Origin of the sequence: Streptomyces sp. NPDC092369 (genome assembly GCF_044755245.1) — a bacterium.
Taxonomy (GTDB): Bacteria; Actinomycetota; Actinomycetes; order Streptomycetales; family Streptomycetaceae; genus Streptomyces.
Window position 1 is genome coordinate 166,323 of sequence record NZ_JBIVQP010000001.1, and the last position, 17,424, is coordinate 183,746.

Annotated in this window: 16 protein-coding genes; 12 read left to right on the forward strand and 4 right to left on the reverse strand. The window is 70.7% G+C overall.

Annotated elements, in window-relative coordinates:
• Positions 1-38: 38 nt before the first annotated feature.
• Genes ACIQI8_RS00770 through ACIQI8_RS00780 form a run of 3 tightly spaced genes read left to right on the forward strand, consistent with a single transcriptional unit; the run spans position 39 to position 4,523 of the window.
• Positions 39-1,025, forward strand: coding sequence for an ABC transporter substrate-binding protein (locus tag ACIQI8_RS00770; RefSeq protein ID WP_402342909.1), 987 nt, complete (start codon positions 39-41; stop codon positions 1,023-1,025).
• Complete coding sequence (locus tag ACIQI8_RS00775; RefSeq protein ID WP_402342912.1) at positions 1,018-2,787, forward strand: ABC transporter ATP-binding protein; 1,770 nt, start codon at positions 1,018-1,020, stop codon at positions 2,785-2,787. Before ACIQI8_RS00770 ends, ACIQI8_RS00775 begins: the two co-directional genes overlap by 8 nt.
• Complete coding sequence (locus ACIQI8_RS00780; protein WP_402342915.1) at positions 2,784-4,523, forward strand: ABC transporter ATP-binding protein; 1,740 nt, start codon at positions 2,784-2,786, stop codon at positions 4,521-4,523. Before ACIQI8_RS00775 ends, ACIQI8_RS00780 begins: the two co-directional genes overlap by 4 nt.
• Here the strand turns inward: ACIQI8_RS00780 and ACIQI8_RS00785 are convergent.
• Positions 4,517-5,503 (reverse strand): DMT family transporter, encoded by a 987-nt coding sequence (locus tag ACIQI8_RS00785; RefSeq protein ID WP_402342918.1) that lies wholly within the window; start codon positions 5,501-5,503, stop codon positions 4,517-4,519. The two genes, ACIQI8_RS00780 and ACIQI8_RS00785, sit on opposite strands and share 7 nt — an antisense overlap.
• A 70-nt stretch (positions 5,504-5,573) precedes the next feature.
• On the opposite strand from ACIQI8_RS00785, the gene ACIQI8_RS00790 reads away from it, so the two are divergent.
• Positions 5,574-6,491, forward strand: coding sequence for a LysR family transcriptional regulator (locus ACIQI8_RS00790; RefSeq protein ID WP_402342921.1), 918 nt, complete (start codon positions 5,574-5,576; stop codon positions 6,489-6,491).
• Between the two features lie 42 nt (positions 6,492-6,533).
• On the opposite strand, the gene ACIQI8_RS00795 is transcribed toward ACIQI8_RS00790, so the two are convergent.
• The 3 genes from ACIQI8_RS00795 to ACIQI8_RS00805 form a co-directional block, all read right to left on the reverse strand.
• Complete coding sequence (locus tag ACIQI8_RS00795) at positions 6,534-7,511, reverse strand: catalase (protein ID WP_402342924.1); 978 nt, start codon at positions 7,509-7,511, stop codon at positions 6,534-6,536.
• A 255-nt stretch (positions 7,512-7,766) separates the two neighbouring features.
• Positions 7,767-9,278 (reverse strand): sensor histidine kinase, encoded by a 1,512-nt coding sequence (locus tag ACIQI8_RS00800; protein WP_402342927.1) that lies wholly within the window; start codon positions 9,276-9,278, stop codon positions 7,767-7,769.
• Complete coding sequence (locus ACIQI8_RS00805; protein WP_402342930.1) at positions 9,265-9,945, reverse strand: response regulator transcription factor; 681 nt, start codon at positions 9,943-9,945, stop codon at positions 9,265-9,267. Before ACIQI8_RS00805 ends, ACIQI8_RS00800 begins: the two co-directional genes overlap by 14 nt.
• Before the next feature lie 128 nt (positions 9,946-10,073).
• Here ACIQI8_RS00805 and ACIQI8_RS00810 point away from each other — a divergent pair, with 128 nt between their 5' ends.
• The 8 genes from ACIQI8_RS00810 (at position 10,074) to ACIQI8_RS00845 (ending at position 17,365) form a co-directional block, all read left to right on the forward strand.
• Entirely contained in the window at positions 10,074-11,606 is a 1,533-nt protein-coding gene (locus ACIQI8_RS00810) for a glycosyltransferase family 39 protein (RefSeq protein ID WP_402342932.1), read from the forward strand.
• 269 nt (positions 11,607-11,875) lie between these two features.
• The gene (locus tag ACIQI8_RS00815; RefSeq protein WP_402342935.1) at positions 11,876-12,838 is read left to right on the forward strand and encodes a metal ABC transporter solute-binding protein, Zn/Mn family; all 963 of its coding nucleotides are present in this window, start codon (positions 11,876-11,878) and stop codon (positions 12,836-12,838) included.
• Between the two features lie 77 nt (positions 12,839-12,915).
• Complete coding sequence (locus tag ACIQI8_RS00820; protein ID WP_402346603.1) at positions 12,916-13,740, forward strand: metal ABC transporter ATP-binding protein; 825 nt, start codon at positions 12,916-12,918, stop codon at positions 13,738-13,740.
• Positions 13,737-14,642, forward strand: a complete 906-nt coding sequence (locus ACIQI8_RS00825; protein ID WP_402342938.1) for a metal ABC transporter permease — start codon at positions 13,737-13,739, stop codon at positions 14,640-14,642. Before ACIQI8_RS00820 ends, ACIQI8_RS00825 begins: the two co-directional genes overlap by 4 nt.
• Entirely contained in the window at positions 14,639-15,478 is an 840-nt protein-coding gene (locus ACIQI8_RS00830; RefSeq protein ID WP_402342941.1) for a metal ABC transporter permease, read from the forward strand. Before ACIQI8_RS00825 ends, ACIQI8_RS00830 begins: the two co-directional genes overlap by 4 nt.
• A complete protein-coding gene (locus ACIQI8_RS00835; RefSeq protein ID WP_402342944.1) occupies positions 15,478-15,894 on the forward strand; it encodes a Fur family transcriptional regulator in 417 nt (138 codons plus the stop codon). The genes ACIQI8_RS00830 and ACIQI8_RS00835 overlap by 1 nt, the downstream gene beginning before the upstream one ends.
• Positions 15,895-16,006: 112 nt before the next feature.
• The gene (gene rpmF / locus ACIQI8_RS00840; RefSeq protein ID WP_402342947.1) at positions 16,007-16,177 is read left to right on the forward strand and encodes a 50S ribosomal protein L32; all 171 of its coding nucleotides are present in this window, start codon (positions 16,007-16,009) and stop codon (positions 16,175-16,177) included.
• A 6-nt stretch (positions 16,178-16,183) separates the two neighbouring features.
• The gene (locus ACIQI8_RS00845; RefSeq protein WP_402342950.1) at positions 16,184-17,365 is read left to right on the forward strand and encodes a GTP-binding protein; all 1,182 of its coding nucleotides are present in this window, start codon (positions 16,184-16,186) and stop codon (positions 17,363-17,365) included.
• The last annotated feature ends 59 nt before the right edge of the window (positions 17,366-17,424 follow it).

A 17,424-nucleotide genomic window follows, 5' to 3' on the forward strand; every position in this document is an offset into this window, starting at 1 on the left:
GCCCAACGCTCGGGCGGCGCGGCTTTATGTTCGGAGCGGTGGGTGCCGCTCTGGCGCTCAGTGGCTGCTCGTCGGGCGATGGCGGCGCCAGTAGTGGTGACGGGAAGAGCGGTGGCTCCGGCAGGACGGCGCAGGCCGCGGCCGCGAGCTTTCCCGTCACCGTGAGCGGCAAGGAGGGCGCCGCCAAGGTCACTTCGCCGCCCAAGCGGGTCGCCGCCTGCGGCTATCTCCGCGACACCGACCTCGCTCTCGCCCTCGGCGCCCCGCTCGTCCTCGCCACCAAGAACGCCGTCTTCCCCAGCGGTCTGGCACCTTGGCAGAAGCCCGCGTCACAGCCGGTGCTCGTGGGTACGGCGGCGGGTATGCCGTTCGAGAAGATCGCCGCCGCCCGACCCGACCTCATCCTCGCCGGCGACGACTACCAACTCCACGACCACTACGCGAAGTTCGCGCATCTGGCGCCCACCCTCAGCTACCGCAAGGGTGTCGGGCAGGACAGCTGGGACGAGATGGCCCGGCGTGCGGGTGACACTCTCGGCCGGCGGGAGCAGGCCGACGCCCTGGTCGCGGACGTGCGCGAGAAGATCACGGATGTCCGCGAGCAACACCCCGAACTCCGCGGCAGGACCTTCACGTTCGGGCCCGTGGTCGGCGGCGACGTGTTCACCATCAAGAGCGCCGACGACGCCGGCGCCCAGTTCTTCGGCCAGTTGGGCATGACCCTGTCCCCGAAGGTCACCTCGCTGGAGGACAGCGCCACCGCGGGCCGCGCCGCCGTCGCGAAGGAACGGCTCGATCTCCTCGACGCCGACGTGGTCATCCTCGCCTTCGACACCCCTCAGGGGCGCGAGGAGTTCGAGGCACAACCGCTCTTCAAGGAGCTCAAGGCCGTTCGGCGCGGGTCCTACATCGGGCTCGACATGGCCACCGCGATCGCCCTCGGGTTTCCGTCGGTGCTGAGTCTCCCGTACGGCCTCGACGCGGTCGTGCCCGAGCTCTCCGAGGCGGCGAAGCGCAATGCCTGAACCGCGTACCGGGCAGGACGAGGACGCCCGCGATCTCGCCGAGTTGCAGGCTCCTGTCCTCGGCCGGGTCACGACCGCCGCCGCTCTCCAAGCCTTCGCGGCAGCCCTGTCCATCGCGCCCATGGTCGCCGTCGTGGAGATCGGCCGCCGCCTCCTCGACGGTCGCGACGACCACTTGTGGGCCATCGCCTGGACCGCCGTGGCCCTGCTCGCCGTACGTCTTCTGCTCTATCTGTTCGCGGGCACCCTCAGTCATCTCGCCGACGCCGACCTCGCCCTGGGGCTGCGGCGGAGGCTGGCGGATCATCTCGCGGTGCTGCCGCTGGGCTGGTTCGCCGGGGGCGTCTCGGCGAAGGTGAAGACGACCGTGCAGGACGACGTGGGCGCGCTGCACCACGCCGTCGCGCACGCCCGCGGTGATCTCGCCGCCGCCGTGGCCGGGCCCGCGGTCATCGGCGTCTACCTGCTGTGGGCCGACTGGCGCCTGGCCCTGCTCACCTTCGTCGTCATCGCCGGCGCCCAGAGCGTGCGGATGCGGATGGCCGCCCGGTCCGCCGAGCCGGTGCGGCGCATCGCCGCCGCGCAGCTCGAACTCACTGCCGCCTCCATCGAGTTGGTGCGCGGGATCAGCGTCGCCAAGGCCTTCGGCGGAGGCCGGACGCCGCAGCGCTTCAGCGAGGCGGCCGCCGCCTACGCGGACGTCAACGACGAGGCGCAGCGCCTCTTCATCCGCCAGCGCAGTCTTACGCGGGCCACGGTGGCGCCGGCCACGATCCTGCTGCTGATCACCGGCTGCGGGGTGGGACTGGTCGCCCTCGGCTGGACGGACCCGGTCGACATCCTGGCGTTCACCCTGCTCGGGCTGGGGCTGTTCGAGCAGATCACCCCCATCTACGCGGCGCGCGGTCTGCGTCGTACGGCCCTGGGCGCGGCACACCGCGTCGGCGCCCTGCTGCGCGAGCCTGTCCAGGAGGCCGCGTCCCGGCCGACGGCCCTGCCACCGCGCGCGCCGGGTACTGCCCCGCTGCTGGAGCTGGACGGTGTCCGCTTCGGCTACCCCTCCACCGGCCGCGACCGCGAAGTGCTGCACGGACTGGAGGCCCGCTTCGCCCCCGGCACGGTCACCGCGCTGGTCGGGCCGTCCGGCGCGGGCAAGTCCACGCTCGGCATGCTGCTCGCCCGCTTCTACGACGTCACCGACGGCGCGATCCGCCTCGACGGCGTCGACATACGGGAGTTGGACCGCGACGAGCTGTACCGCGCGATCGGCTTCCTCTTCCAGGACGTCGTCCTGCTGCGGCGTTCCGTCCGCGACAACATCGCGCTGTCCCGGCCCGACGCGAGCGAGGAGACCGTACAGGCCGCGGCGAAGGCCGCCGCCGTCCACGACCGGATCACCGCACTCCCCCGCGGCTACGACTCGGTCGTCGGCGAGGACGCGCGGCTGTCAGGCGGCGAGGCGCAGCGCGTGAGCATCGCGCGCACCCTGCTCGCCGACACGCCGATCGTGGTGCTCGACGAGGCGACCGCGTTCGCGGACCCCGAGTCCGAGGCCGCCGTGCAGGACGCTCTCGCCGAACTCGCGGGCGGGCGCACGCTGTTGGTCATCGCGCACCGGCTGCGGACCGTCGCCGCCGCCGACCAGATCCTGGTCCTGGACGACGGACGGATCGCCGAACGCGGGCGGCACGAGGAACTGCTCGCCGCCGACGGAACCTACGCGCGCATGTGGCGCGCCCAACACGGAAGCAGCCACGCATGACCACTGCGCTCCTGCGGATCGTCGGCGGCGCCGGGCGTCCGCTGCTGATCCGCTTCCTGCTGGCCACCGCCCTCTACGCGATCAGCGAGGGCGCCGCCTTCGGATTGCTCGTGCCGCTCCTGTCCACCCTGCTCAACGGCCGTACCGGCGAGGCTGGTTGGTGGCTCCTGCCGCTCGCCGGCGCCGTCGCCGTGGGCTGGTACGCCCACTACGACAAGGAGTTGCGCGCCCTGCAGCTCTCCTCCGCCTGGCGCCGCGCCCTGTACGAGCGCATCGGCGCCCACGTCGTCCGGCTGCCGCTGGGCTGGTTCGACGCCACGCGTACCGCGCAGGTCGAGCGCCTGCTCGGGCAGGGGGTCAACACCGTCACCAGCATCGTGCACCTGGCCCAGACGCTGCTGGGCGCGGTCCTCACGCCCGCCACCATCGCCGTCTTCCTGCTCTGCTACGACTGGCGGATCGCCGTCGCCGTGCTGGTCACCGTCCCCGTCGTGCTGCTGGTGTTCGCGCTGGCCGGACGCCTCACCGACCGCACCGAGGCCGAGCACGACAAAGCCGCCGCCGAAGCGAGCGCCCAGCTCGTGGAGTTCGCCGGCGCGCAGCCCGTGCTGCGCGCGGGCGGCCGTGCCACCAGTGGCCATCGACAGCTGGAGGAAGCTCTCCGGAGCCAGCACCGCGCGGCCCGCCGTGAGGTGATGGGCGCCCTGCCGGGCCTGCATCTGGGGCAGCTCGCCATCCAACTCGCCTTCACCGCCGTCCTCGTCGTCGGCCTGCTCCTGGCCACCGACAACGAGATCACCCCCGCACGCATCACCGCCCTGCTGGTCCTCGGCGTCCACTTCCTGCAGCCCCTCGCCGTCATCGCCTCCGCGGCCTCCGCCCTGCGCGCCACCCGCGCCGCCATCGACCGCATCGACACCCTCCTCCGCACCCCGCCCCTGCCCGAACCCGAACACCCGCACCCGGCCGCCGAATTGGAAGCGTCGATCGAACTCGACGCGGTCCGCTTCCGCTACGACGGCTCCGACACGTCCGTCCTCGACGGCCTCGACCTGGCCGTCCCGGCCGGATCCACGACCGCCCTCGTCGGACCCTCGGGAGCGGGCAAGACCACCGTCACCAAACTCATCGCCCGCTTCGCCGACACCGACGCGGGGGCCGTGCGGATCGGCGGCGTCGACGTTCGCGACCTGGCCGGGAACGACCTGATGAACCTGGTGTCCCTGGTCTTCCAGGACGTGCATCTGCTCGACGCCACCATCGAGGAGAACATCCGCCTCGGCCGCCCCGACGCCACCGACGCCGAAGTCCACGACGCGGCTCGCCGGGCCCGGGTCGACATCATCGCCGACCGGCTGCCCGACGGCCTCGCCAGCCGCGTCGGCGAGGGCGGCTCGCTGCTGTCCGGCGGCGAACGGCAGCGCGTCGCCATCGCCCGCACGCTCCTCAAGGACACCCCGATCGTGCTCCTCGACGAGGCGACCTCGGCGCTGGACGCCGAGAACGAGAACGCGGTCCACGAAGCCCTGCGCGAACTGGGCACCGGCAGAACGCTGTTGGTGATCGCCCACCGCCTGTCCACCATCGCCGCTGCCGACCACATCGCCGTCCTCGACGGCGGCCGCATCATCGAGCAGGGCCGGCACACCGACCTCCTCGCCGCAGAGGGACGCTACGCCTCCCTCTGGCACGACTACGAACGCGCCCAGGGCTGGCGCCTGACGAACCGTCACTGACGCTCCGGCGCCGGCAGATCACGGCCGCCCGCCACACACGGCCGGGGGTGAGCGGGGCAACTCCCGTCTGCCGACGGCTCGTTGTCGCGCCTCGTCGCCAATAGCCCGATGACGACTCCGACCAGGACCAGGGCGGCTCCCGCGATCTGACTCATCACGGCGCCGCCCGCCCCGGTCACGAAGAGGGCGAGGAGGGAGGCGAAGGGGATGAGGCCGTTGAACAACCCCGCCCGCCCCGCACCGAGCCGCTCGACGGCTCCGTACCAGAGAAGGAAGACGACGGCGGTCACGCCGAGGGCGAGGAAGGCCAAGGCCCACAACTCCACGGCCGTCGGGGGCCGGAGCACGGGAGATCCGGTGGCCGTCCGCTCGATCCACGCCACGACGAACAGCAGCACCGACGCGAGCCCGCACGCGTACGTCGTCACCGTCAGCGCGCCCAACTGCCCCACCGGTGAAGCCCCCAGCAACGTGACCGAGGCGACCCCCACAACGGCCAGGCACGACCACCCGAATCCCCGCACATCCCACTCCACCCCGGCACCGGCCGACACCTGGGCCACGGCACACCCCACCCCTACGCAGACCGCGCCGCCCATCAGCCCCCGCGAGGGACGTGACCGCGCCAGCAGGGACCGGACCAGGACGATGACCAGCGGGGCGGCGCCGACGGCGACGCCCACGTTGCCCGGTGCCGTCCGGGATGTGGCGTACACGAGGACGACGCCGTACCCCGCCATGCCCATAACGGCGAGGAGGACGATCCACACCGCCTGGGCCAGGCTCGGGCGGACGAAGGTGTGCTTGCGGATGCGTGCCCAGGCGACCAGGAACAGCGTGGCCAAGCCGTAGCGCACGGCCTGGCCGCCGATCAGCGGGAAGTCGTGAAGCCGGCCGGCCGCAGCGACCGAGCCGCCGACCAGGCACACCGCGCCGAGGGCCAGAGCGGCTCCGAAGCGCTCTCGCGCACTCAACATCATTCAGCCAGGCTGGCAGCCTCGCATCGTAAGCAGAAGTAGGGTATTGCTAACCCTGTCGTAAGGAGGGCTGATGATCGAGGCGCAGCGGCTGGCCGTCTTCCGCGAAGTCGCCCACCGGGGAAGTTTCGCGCGGGCGGCACAGGCCCTGCGGCTGACGCCCTCGGCGGTCTCGCAGCAGATGGCGGCCCTGGAACGCGTCGCTCAGGCCGGCCTCTTCGAGCGCAGTACCCGGGGCGTCACGCTCACCCCCGCCGGGCAGGCACTGCTTCGCACCGCGGACACCATCCACGGCGAACTGCACCGCGCCGAGCGCACCCTCGCCCAGCTGCGCGAACAGGGACCTCCGTCCTTGACCGTCGCCACCTTCGCGAGCGCGGGCACCCTCCTGCTCGCACCCGCGCTGGCCACCCTCAACGACCGCCGGGCTCCCTACGTCGACACGACCGTGGTCGAGTCCGAGCCGGAGCAGGCACTGGCCGCGCTCGACGACGGCCGCGTCGACGTGGCCCTCGTCTATCACTTCCACACCGAACAACCGCCACCGAGCTGGTCCGACATCGCGCGGCGATTCGAGTATCACCCGCTCCTGCAGGACGAGTTGAGGCTCGTCGTGCCCAACGGGCATGCTCTCGCCAGGCGTTCGACGGCGCGGCTCGAAGACGTCGCCGACGAGCCGTGGATCCGGATGTGGGACCTTCCGGGCAACGCACTGGACGCGCTCGCCGCCGCGCGCGGGCTGCGGCCCAAAGTGGCGTGCCGGGCCGGTGACTTCCCCTTCATGCAGGCGCTCGTCGCGGCGGGCGTCGGCATCGCGTTCATTCCTGCCCTCGCGGTCGAGGACCGCCCCGACACCCGCACCCTGGTCCTGACCCCCACGGCGAAGCGGTACATCGGCGCCTACACAGCGCCCGGAACACCGTCCCCTCATGCGGCCCGCGCCCTGCTCGACGCCCTCAAGGAACGTGCGGCGGCGGTCCGCATGACCTGATCCGGGCGACCGACCATCAACCGGTGGCCTCCATTCCAGGGGTCAGGGAGCGAGTCGGCGTTCGGCCGAGACGGAGTAGGCGTGGCGGCGGAAGGCCAGCATGGTGTCGTCGGAGGGTTCCACGCCCGGGGCGAGACGGGTGGGGTCGAACACCTGCTGCTGCCAGTGGTCCTCCCGCGGCGAGCGGGCCGTCACGTGCAGATGGCCGGCCGGGATCAGCGGTCGGTGCTCGGGCCACGCCTGTGAGGGATCGTGGGTGGGGTCGTCCGGCTCGGCGAACTGGTACACGACGGTGAAGGTGACGGGTCCGGTCTCGAGCCGGGAGTCGAGCTCGCCGATGAGGAAGTCCGGGGCCAGTGTCTCGGCGTAGGCGGGATCCAGTTCGACTTCACCCAGTTGGGGCACGAGGCGGTAGCGGAAGGGCCGGCGCACACCCGCCTCGTCCACCAGGACGAAGGCGTGCAGGCCGTCGTAGCGGGTGGTGGCGAAACTGGCGGGCGCCTGCTGACCGGCGAAGGACTTCAACGCGCCCCGGCTTTCCGGGTGTTGAGCCAGCACGGTCGCGAACTTGCCGGCCGCGGCCAGTTTGCCCTTGGCACGATCGGCGAATCCGCCCTCGGCTCCCGCCTTGCCCAGCGCTTCGACGAGATCGATGAATCCTTCGGGATTGTGGCTGGGGAAGACCCGGAAGTTCGCGGCCACCAGGTCCATGACGCTCTTGTCGGCATCGAGGAACTTCACGGCCATGCCGCGCACGCCGCGTGCGCGGTCGTCGGCGTCGAAGCGGCCCGAGCCGTTGGAGAACCGGATCACCGCTTCCGACTCGGCGGTCAGACAGGCGGCGGTCGTCCACTTCGTGATCTGTCCACTGGGCACGAAGCGCGCGTCGTAGACCGCTCCACGCGCGTGCAGGCGGCGATCATGCGGGCGCGGGTGCGCGGCGGCTTCGATCCGGTCGACGGCCTGCGCGGCGGTCATGCCGTCCGCGGTGACTGAGGAGTCCTGCGGTGTCTGTGCCATGGCCGCATCATCGCATTCGTGCTTGTCGCGGGCGCGGCTGATGGAGACAGCGCGGGAGTCCTGCCCGAACGGGCAGTCTTCGCGCCACCCGATGTCGTCCCGGGTCACCGAAGGGTTCGGCTCGTCGGGGTTGCACCGGTACCGCCCGTCCTCGTCCTTCCTCCGAAGTCCGCTCATTTCGACAGCCCCTCGTCCGAGGACCTCACCGGCGTCACCTTCAAGCTGTAGGACCAAGGGTTGCCGCGATGAACCGCGTCATTTCTCGGCTGGGGCGGGGGCTCGGGGAAGGCGTAGCTCGAAGCAGGCTCCGAGGGTCCGGGGGGTGAGCGTGAGGGTGCCTCGGTGGCGGTGGGCCAGGTCGCGGGCGATGGCGAGGCCCAGGCCGGTGCCGCCCTGATCGCGGGAGCGGGCGTCGTCGAGCCGGACGAACCGTTCGAAGATGCGCTCGGCGTCCTCCGTGGGTACGCCCGGTCCGTCGTCGTGCACCGTGAGGACGACCCGGTCGTCCTGGTTGCGGACGGTGATCTGGATGCGCCGTGCGGCGTGGCGAGCGGCGTTGTCCACGAGGTTGCGCAGCAGCCGTTCGTATTCGTCGGGGTTTCCGGATACGGGTGCGGGTGCGGTGCTGTCGCAGGTGAGGGTCAACGGCCGTTCGGCGAGCGGGTATTGCTCGGCCAGCCGGGAGGCGAGGGATGCCAGGTCGACGGTGTCCGGGTCGGCTGCGGGGGTGTGGGTGTCGAGGCGGGCGAGGAACAGCAGGTCCTCGGCGAGGGCCTGGAGGCGGCGGGTCTGTCGTGCGGCGGTGGTGGCCGCGGCGGGCCAGTCGGTACGTTCCGGGTAGGCCAGCGCGACTTCCAGGCTGGCGAGCAGTGTGGTGAGCGGGCTGCGCAGTTCGTGGGCGGCGTCCGCGACGAAACGGCGTTGCTGGGCGGCGGCGTTGTCGAGGCGTTGGAGGGTGGTGTTGATGGTGGTGGCCAGGGCGGTGATCTCGTGTCCCGCGGCGGGGACGGTGACACGTTCGCGGGGGTCGTTCGCGGTGACCGAGGCGGTGAGGACGCGGATGGCTTCGACCGGCCGCAGCGCGATGCGGACGGCGAAGTAGGTGACGGCGGCGATCAGTACGAGGCTGACGAGCCCGGCCCGCAGCAGCCGGCGGTCGGTGGCCTTGGTGATCGTCTCGGCGATGTCCGCGCCCGCGTGCGGGAGCACCACCACATAGACCCGCAGCTGGGCGTCGGCGGCGACACCCAGAGCGGCGACTGCGGCGCTGCTCAGTTCATCGGCCCTGACATCGTCGTACAAGACCGGGTAGATCCCGCCGTCCTCGCCGAACCGGTCCCAGGGCTTGGAGTCGTGGCGCGCCGGTATGCGCATGGGTCGGGTCGTATAGCCCCAGCCCGCCCCATCGTCCGGTGGGGCGGGCAACTCGGCCTTCGGCGGGGCGGGGAGCACATGACGGGTGCCGGGATCGAGTTCCTCCATGCCGCCGCCGTAGGCGACAGCGGCGCGGCGGCCGGTCGCCACGACCTCGTACGGCACGGTGCTTCTGCGAACGGGAGCCACACCCTGCTCCAGCTGCTCGACGAGAGACCGGAGCTGTGCCTGCGCCTGCCCATCGGCGATCTGCGCGCTCTGACGGTAGACATCGTGGTGAACCCACCAGCCGATGGTGACCAGGATGACGGCGGCGGCCACGGTGGCGGCCACGGCTGTACGGACTCGTACCGAACGCGGCCACCAACGGCGCCGCGGCTCAGTCGCGTTCACGGTCGTCCACCAGTCGGTAGCCGGAACCCCGTACGGTCTGCAGAGACCGTCGGCCGAACGCGGAGTCCACCTTCTTGCGCAGTGCGCTGACGCGCGCCTCCACCAGGTTGGGATCCAGGGCTTCGTCGGGCCACGCGTGATAGAGCAGATCCGATTTGGAGACCGCCTGACCGGCCCGACGGGCCAGCAGCTCCAGCACGGCGAACTCCCGGGGGGTGAGTTCCACCCGGGCCCCGGCCCGGCGGCACACCCGGCCTGCGACGTCCAACGAGAGGTCTCCCACGGCAAGGACGGGCGGGGCGACCGTGGCGGCTCGTCTGACCAGCGCCCGCAGCCGTGCGACGAGCACCATGTACGAGAAGGGTTTGGCCAGGTAGTCGTCGGCGCCCGTGTCCAGGGCCTCCGCCTGATCCCAGTCCCCGTCCTTGGCGGTGAGGACCAGGATGGGCGTCGCGTTGCCCTCCCGGCGCAACTGGGCGCAGACCTTGTACCCGTTGAGCCCGGGCAGCATCAAGTCCAGTACGACAAGGGCGTATTCACCGGTCCGGGCCATCCACAGTCCCTGCCGGCCGTCATGGACCAGGTCGACGCTGTAGCCCTCGGCGGTCAGACCGGTGTGCAGGGTGTGGGCAAGGTCGACCTCGTCTTCGACCACCAGGATGCGCATGCGGTGCAGCCTCGCACAGCGCCGGCCCGCCTTCCTGATCGGCCGGTCAGGTTGGGTCAGCCTCCGGTCAACGAGGTCCCGGCACCCTGGCGGCCACTCCTCGCCGCTGCTGAAAGGCCCTGTCACCGATGTCCGTCGATCAACGTCGCCCCGTCGTCGCCAGGACGGTTGCCCCTCCCGTCCCCTCCCCTCGACCAGCACCGAGCCCGTCCAAAGCCGTGGTCGTCCTCGCACCCTTGGCGCTGACCATCGCTCTGGGGCTCTGGGGTATCCGCAGACAGAACACCATGTGGGGAGACGAGGCCGTCACCTATCAGCTCGCGCACCGCGACCTTTCGCAGATATGGCTCACCGTCCAACACATTGATCTGGTCCATGCCCTCCACTACGCCGTGATGCATGAGATCTTCGGTCTCTTCGGCGGCGGACTGCTGTCGTTGCGGCTGCCGTCGGTACTGGCAATGTCCCTCGCGGCGAGCGGAGTTGGGCTTCTTGGGCTGCGCCTGGCGGGACCCCGCGCCGGGCTGCTGGCCGGGCTGGTGTTCGCGCTCCTTCCCCAGGTGCAGAAGTACGCGCAGGAAGGCCGCTCGTACGCCATGGTCTGCGCCCTGGTCACCTGGGCGACCTACGCGCTCGTGGTCAGCGTCCCGCAGCGCGCCCGGTGGCGGTGGGTTGTCTACGGCTCCACCATGCTGCTGGCCTGCCTGCTCCATGAGTTCGCGGTCCTCGCCCTGGTCGCACACGGCGTCACACTGATCGTCTCCCGTGTTCCACAACCGGTGTTGAGGGCGTGGAGCGTGGCTGCCGCGGGCGTGACGGCCGGGCTGTTGCCGCTGGCGATCCGCAGTGCGGGGCAGTCGGGGCAGGTGGACTGGATCGAGGGACCGGTGCGGCTTCCTGACGTCCTGGTCGTGGCGGTCGTGGGCCTGGCGTGTGCTCTGGCACCCCTGGGGGTGAAGGGGCCCGTGCGGCTTTCCGCGCTGGCGGTGCCGATCGTTGTGCTTCCGGGTCTTCTGCTGCTCATCGCCTCACTGGTCAAGCCCCTGTTCGTCGACCGGTACGTGCTCTACAGCAGTACCGGAATCGCCTTGCTGCTGGGCGCTTGGACGGACTACTTCCTCCGGCGTCAGTGGGCTCACCGCTACGCGTGGATCGCGGCGGTCGCCGTACTGGCCGCGCTCGTCCCGACGAGTCTGTCGTTGAGGACGCCCCAGAGCCGGACCAATGACGTCACCGCCATCGGCGCCGCCATACGCAAGGACGGTCGTCCCGGCGACGGACTGCTCTATCTCTCCGACCGGTACCGAGCCTGGACCGCAGCCAACCCCGAGGACACCCGTTTCCTCACGGATCTGGCGCTGGCAACAGACCCCGTCTCGTCCAACACCCTTGCCGGTGTCGAGGTTCCCGCCAAGGACATTGCGGCACACATGCTGGAATTCGAGCGAATCGTCGCGGTCCGCGACCCCGCGGGCGCACACTCGCCGACCACGCCGCAGGAGGAAGCGAAAACAAGTACCCTGCGGCGCCACTTCCGTGAGGACGGAACAACCCGGGTCAGCGGAGCGCGAGTCACCGTCTACGTCCGCGACCATGATCCGTCTCCCAAGGCCGGTCCGGGATCCAACAGCCCGGGTTCGAGTGGCGGGTTGACCAGGTGACAGCGGTGGTGGCCCGGCCCGAGGCGTTCGTCGGCCAGCTCGTATCGGGTACGGCGGCCGTCGGGCACGGTGCCTAGCTCTGCGGGGCAGGCCGGGGCCCCGCGAAATCCTGAATCAACGGCACGAGGTCAAGTAACTGTAATGATTTTCATTTGAATCAGCCGACCCCCTACTAGTGACAATGGTTTCCATTTACGGTCGTGAGTGTTCCGCTCCACCGGGCCCCGCCCTGCGTGTGAGGTCCATCAGCCCGTCAAGGAGACCGCGTCGTGCGCACTGCCGGCATCCCGATATCCCGCTCCGCCCGCCTGATCGCCGGCGGTCTGGCCACCGTCTCGGCGCTGGCCGCCATCAGCGGCTGCTCAACCGCCTCTTCCGCGGACACCGCCGACGCCGGGTCGACGACGGCGGGCAAGACCATCAAGGTGGTGGCCGCGGAGAACTTCTGGGGCAGCATCGCCTCCCAACTCGGCGGCACCCATGTGCAGGTCAAGAGCATCATCGACAACCCGAACGCCGACCCGCACGACTACGAACCGACCGCCGCCGACGGCCGGCTGGTAGCCGGTGCCCAGTACACGATCGTCAACGGCATCGGCTACGACGCCTGGGCGGACAAGCTGCTGTCGGCCAACCCCGAGAGCGGCCGTACCGATCTGAAGGTCGGCGACCTGGTGGGCATCAAGCCGGGCGGCAACCCGCACCGCTGGTACTCGCCGGACAACGTCCACCAGGTCATCGAGAAGATCACCGCCGACTACAAGAGGCTCGACCCGGCCGACACCGCCTACTTCGACGCGAAGAAGGCGACCTTCGAGACCAGGACCCTGGCGCCGTACGACAAGTTGATCGCCGACATCAAGGCCAAGTACGCCGACACCCCGATCGGCGCCTCGGAGTCCATCGTGACCCCGCTCGCCGAGGGCCTGGGACTGAAGATGCTCACGCCCGAGTCCTTCCTGGACGCCATCAGCGAGGGCACCGACCCGACGGCCAAGGACAAGCAGACGATCGACCGGCAGATCAACCGGAAGCAGATCAAGGTCTACGTCTACAACAGCCAGAACGCCACCCCGGACGTGCAGGCCCAGGTCAAGGCCGCCAAGGCCAAGGGCATCCCGGTCGCCACCGTGACCGAGACCCTCACCCCGGCCGGGGCGTCCTTCCAGGCGTGGCAGGTACGGCAGTTGCAGGGCATCGAGAAGGCCCTGGGGCAGGCGACGGGCAGGTGAGCACGGTGAACCCGGCCACCCGGCCCGGCGACACGGCCCGCCACCGCGTCCCCGTACCACCGCCGCACTCCCCCGTCGTGTCATTGCGCGGCGCCGGTGTGCGCGTCGGGGGCCGGACACTGTGGTCGGGTGTCGAACTGGACGTCGGCGCCGGGGAGTTCGTGGCCGTCCTCGGCCCGAACGGGGTCGGCAAGTCGACGCTGGTCAAGATGCTGCTCGGCATCCTGCCTCCGGCCGCGGGTGACGTCAGCGTGCTGGGCGAGGCACCAGGCCGGGCGGGCCACCGCATCGGCTACCTGCCCCAGCGCCGCAGCTTCGACGCGAGCCTGCGCGTCCGCGGCACCGACATCGTCCGGCTCGGCCTGGACGGCGACCGCTGGGGCGTACCTCTTCCGGTACCCGCCCGGTTCAGCGCCCGGCGGCGGGCCGCCCGGGACCGTGTCGCCGAGGTCGTCGAACTGGTGGGGGCGAGCGCGTACGCGGGTCGGCCGATCGGTGAGTGCTCGGGCGGCGAGCAGCAGCGGCTGCTGATCGCGCAGGCACTCGTACGCGATCCCGAACTGCTGCTGCTGGACGAACCGTTGGACAGTCTCGACCTGTCGCATCAGGGCGCGGTCGCAGCGCTGATCGGGCGGATCTGCCGGGAGGCCGGCGTCAGTGTCGTCATGGTCGCGCACGACGTGAACCCGATCCTGCCGTGGCTGGACCGGGTGGTGTACATCGCCGAGGGCGGTGCGGTCGCCGGCCGGCCGCAGGACGTGATCACCACCGAGACGCTCACACGGCTGTACGGCGTGCCGGTGGAAGTGCTGCGCACCAGCGACGGACGGCTGGTCGTCGTCGGTCAGCCCGAGGCGCCCGCCCTCCACACCGACCGGCACATCGAGGGAGGCAGGCCATGAACTGGGCCGATACGAGCACCGGTTGGTCGTGGAACCCGGTGACCGACCTCCAGCAGATCTGGGCGTACCCGTTCATGGTCAACGCCTTCCGGGCCGGAACCGTCGTGGCCGTACTGGCCGCCGTGATGGGCTGGTTCATGGTCCTGCGGCGCCAGAGCTTCGCCGGACACACCCTGGCGGTGGTCAGCTTTCCCGGCGCGGCCTGCGCGACGCTGCTGGGGATCGGCGCGGGCTTCGGCTACTTCGCGTTCTGTATCGGCGGCGCCCTGGTGATCGCCGCGATCCCGCGCGCCGGGCAGGGCGGCAGCGGCCAGGAGTCCGCGCTGACCGGCACGCTCCAGGCGTTCCTGCTGGCCTGCGGCTTCCTCTTCGTCGCCCTCTACAAAGGCTTCCTCGGCGGGGTCGACTCCCTGCTGTTCGGCAGCTTCCTGGGCATCACCACCGACCAGGTGTTCGTGCTGACGATCGTGGCCGCTCTCGCGCTCGGCATGCTGGCGGTCATCGGCAGGCCCCTGCTGTTCGCCTCCGTCGACGAGGACGTCGCCACCGGACGCGGGGTGCCGGTGCGGGTCCTGTCCGTGGCCTTCCTCCTGCTGCTCGGGGCAGCGACCGCGGAGGCCGGCCAGATCACCGGCACCCTGCTGGTGTTCGCCCTGCTGGTGATGCCCGCGGCAGCCGCGCAACAGCTCACGGCCCGCCCGGCCACGAGCCTGGCGCTGTCGGTCCTCATCGCGCTCGCGGTGACCTGGACCGGACTGATCACCGCCTACTACTCGCCTTACCCGATCGGGTTCTACGTGACCACCTTCGCCTTCGTCGTCTACGTCCTGGCCCGCGCGGCGCGCACTCTTTCCACGGCCGTCGGCCGGTACCGCACGGTGCGCACGGGTGTTGTCGCATGAGCGCCTTCACCCACCCCTACTTCGTGCACGCGCTGCTGGCCGGCACCGCGATCGCCGCGGCGGCCGGTCTCGTGGGGTACTTCCTGGTGCTGCGCGCCCAGGTGTTCACCGGCGACGCGCTCAGCCACGTGGCGTTCACCGGGGCGCTGGCGGCCCTGGCATTCGGTTACGACCTGCGGCTGGGGCTGTTCGCGGCCACCGTGCTGTTCGCCGTGGTGCTCGGCGCGCTGGGCCGCCGCAGTCGCGCCGACGACGTCGCCATCGGCAGTCTCTTCTCCTGGATCCTGGGCCTGGGCGTCTTCTTCCTCACCCTCTACACCACGTCCCGCAACACGGGGAACGGCACCGCCGGGGTGAACGTCCTCTTCGGCTCGATCTTCGGCCTCTCCAGCGGTCAGGCGCAGTTGGCGGCGGCCGTGGCGGGCATCATCTGCCTCGCTGTGCTCACGGTCACCCGTCCGCTGCTCTTCGCCTCGGTCGACGAGGCGGTGGCAGCCGCCCGCCGAGTACCAGTACGGCTCCTGGGCATCGCCTTCCTGATCCTGGTCGGCGCCTGCGCGGCGGAGGCCACCCAGGCGGTCGGTTCCCTCCTGCTGCTCGGCCTGCTCGCGGCCCCGGCGGGTGCGGCGCAACGGCTCAGCGACCGGCCTTACCACGCCCTGGCCCTGTCCGCGGGACTCGCGGTGGCGGAGATGTGGGCGGGACTCGCCCTGAGCTACTACGCCCCCCAACTGCCGCCCAGCTTCGCCATCATGGCCGTCGCCACCACCGTCTACGCGGTCGTGCTCGTCGCCGTGCGCCGGCCCCGCGCCTTTGTCGGTCTCGTGGAGGCCTGATGGGCGCACCAGCCGACGACCTTGACCTCATCGGCCGACGCACCGCCCAACGCACCAGCGTCGTACGGGCGTTGATCGACCATGGCGACTTCGTCGGCGCCCGCACCCTGCACGGCGTACTGAGGACTCAAGGTGCACGCGTGGGCCTCAACACCGTCTACCGCACCCTGGCCGCCCTCGTGGACGCCGGCCGCGCCGACGTCGTACGCGACCGGGGCGGTGAACGCCTCTTCCGGCACCGCCCGTTCCCCGAGCACCAGCACTATCTGCTGTGTCGTGCCTGCGGGTTGAGCATGCCGGTCGACTCCGATGCGGTCGAGGCCTGGGCCGAACGCGTGGCCGCCGCGTCCGGCTTCGGAGAGGTCGAGCACACCGTCGAACTCAGCGGCCTCTGCCCGCGGTGCCGCACATCGTAGATCTGCGCATGTACGATCACCCCCGCAATTGCTAATGGGATCCATTTTCATATAGCTTGGCCGCAGCTCACCGGCGGTCGCCGCGCCCATCCCACTCGTCCAGGAGGACCCCATGGCCGTTCCCAAGCGGAAGATGTCCCGCAGCAACACCCGCCACCGCCGCGCCCAGTGGAAGGCGGCCACGCCGGCGCTCGTGCCGATCACCATCGACGGCGTCGCCTACCTGGTGCCCCAGCGGCTGGCGAAGGCGTACGAGCGTGGGCTGCTGCGCCCCGAGGGCTGACCGTTCATGTCCTACGGCTCTCACGACCGCCTGCCCGTCACCGTCCTGTCGGGATTCCTCGGCGCGGGCAAGACCACCCTCCTCAACCACATCCTCGGCAACCGCGAGGGCCTGCGCGTCGCGGTCATCGTCAACGACATGAGTGAGGTCAACATCGACGCCGCCCTGGTGCGCGGCGGCGAGGCGGCCCTGTCCCGCACCGAGGAACGCCTGGTCGAGATGACCAACGGCTGCATCTGCTGCACCCTGCGCGACGACCTGCTGGAGGAGATCGACCGGCTGGCCCGCGAGGGCCGCTTCGACTACCTGCTCATCGAGTCGTCCGGCATCTCCGAACCCATGCCGGTGGCCGCCACCTTCGCCTTCGCCCGCGACGACGGCGCCACCCTCGGGGAGATCGCCCGCCTGGACACCATGGTCACGGTCGTCGACGCAGCGGGCTTCCTTCCTGAACTGGCCGGCGGCGACAAACTCGTCGAACGCGGCCTGGACCAGTACGAGGACGACGAACGCACCGTCAGCGACCTGCTCATGGACCAGATCGAGTTCGCCGACGTCATCGTCCTCAACAAACTCGACCTCGTCGACGCGGAGTCGGCCGACCGGCTGCGGGCGACCCTCGCCCGCCTCAATCCGGCCGCGCGCGTCGTCCCGGCCGTCCACGGCCGCGTGAAGGTCGGCGACGTACTGGGCACCAGGCTCTTCGACCTGGAACGCGCGCAACAGGCCCCCGGCTGGGTGCGGGAGCTCAACGGCGACCATGTCCCCGAGACGGAGGAGTACGGGATCTCCTCGACCGTCTTCCGCTCCGGACTACCCTTCCACCCGGGCCGGTTGTGGACGTTCGTGACCGAGGAACTCGACAGCGGCGCCTACGGACAGATCCTGCGTTCCAAGGGCTTCTTCACCTTGGCCAGCCGCCCCCGGGTGACCGGCCTGTGGTCCCAGGCCGGTTCCGTCGCCCGCTTCGAACCCTCCGCCGCGAGCGACCCCGACAGCCCCGACGGCCAGGAACTGGTCTTCATCGGCACGCACTTGCACGCGGACGCGCTGCGCGCCGCACTGACCGACTGTCTCCTGACCGACGGCGAGAGCCTCCCGTCCGTCGACCCGTTCCCCGCCTGGGACACCTACGGCATCGACGACACCTGCGAGCACGAGCACCCCGAACTCGTGGCGGGGACCTGAAGCCCCCAGCAGGACGGCGAACGTAGACACGGCGATCGGACCGACGCACGGGAACGTCG

Excerpts from the sequence above, each read along its gene's own strand:
- ACIQI8_RS00775 (WP_402342912.1), top strand. The coding sequence starts at position 1,018 with ATGCCTGAACCGCGTACCGGGCAGGACGAGGACGCCCGCGATCTCGCC.
- ACIQI8_RS00780 (WP_402342915.1), top strand. The coding sequence starts at position 2,784 with ATGACCACTGCGCTCCTGCGGATCGTCGGCGGCGCCGGGCGTCCGCTG.
- ACIQI8_RS00785 (WP_402342918.1), bottom strand. The coding sequence starts at position 5,503 with ATGATGTTGAGTGCGCGAGAGCGCTTCGGAGCCGCTCTGGCCCTCGGC.
- ACIQI8_RS00790 (WP_402342921.1), top strand. The coding sequence starts at position 5,574 with ATGATCGAGGCGCAGCGGCTGGCCGTCTTCCGCGAAGTCGCCCACCGG.
- ACIQI8_RS00795 (WP_402342924.1), bottom strand. The coding sequence starts at position 7,511 with ATGGCACAGACACCGCAGGACTCCTCAGTCACCGCGGACGGCATGACC.
- ACIQI8_RS00805 (WP_402342930.1), bottom strand. The coding sequence starts at position 9,945 with ATGCGCATCCTGGTGGTCGAAGACGAGGTCGACCTTGCCCACACCCTG.
- ACIQI8_RS00810 (WP_402342932.1), top strand. The coding sequence starts at position 10,074 with ATGTCCGTCGATCAACGTCGCCCCGTCGTCGCCAGGACGGTTGCCCCT.
- ACIQI8_RS00825 (WP_402342938.1), top strand. The coding sequence starts at position 13,737 with ATGAACTGGGCCGATACGAGCACCGGTTGGTCGTGGAACCCGGTGACC.
- ACIQI8_RS00830 (WP_402342941.1), top strand. The coding sequence starts at position 14,639 with ATGAGCGCCTTCACCCACCCCTACTTCGTGCACGCGCTGCTGGCCGGC.
- ACIQI8_RS00835 (WP_402342944.1), top strand. The coding sequence starts at position 15,478 with ATGGGCGCACCAGCCGACGACCTTGACCTCATCGGCCGACGCACCGCC.
- rpmF (WP_402342947.1), top strand. The coding sequence starts at position 16,007 with ATGGCCGTTCCCAAGCGGAAGATGTCCCGCAGCAACACCCGCCACCGC.
- ACIQI8_RS00845 (WP_402342950.1), top strand. The coding sequence starts at position 16,184 with ATGTCCTACGGCTCTCACGACCGCCTGCCCGTCACCGTCCTGTCGGGA.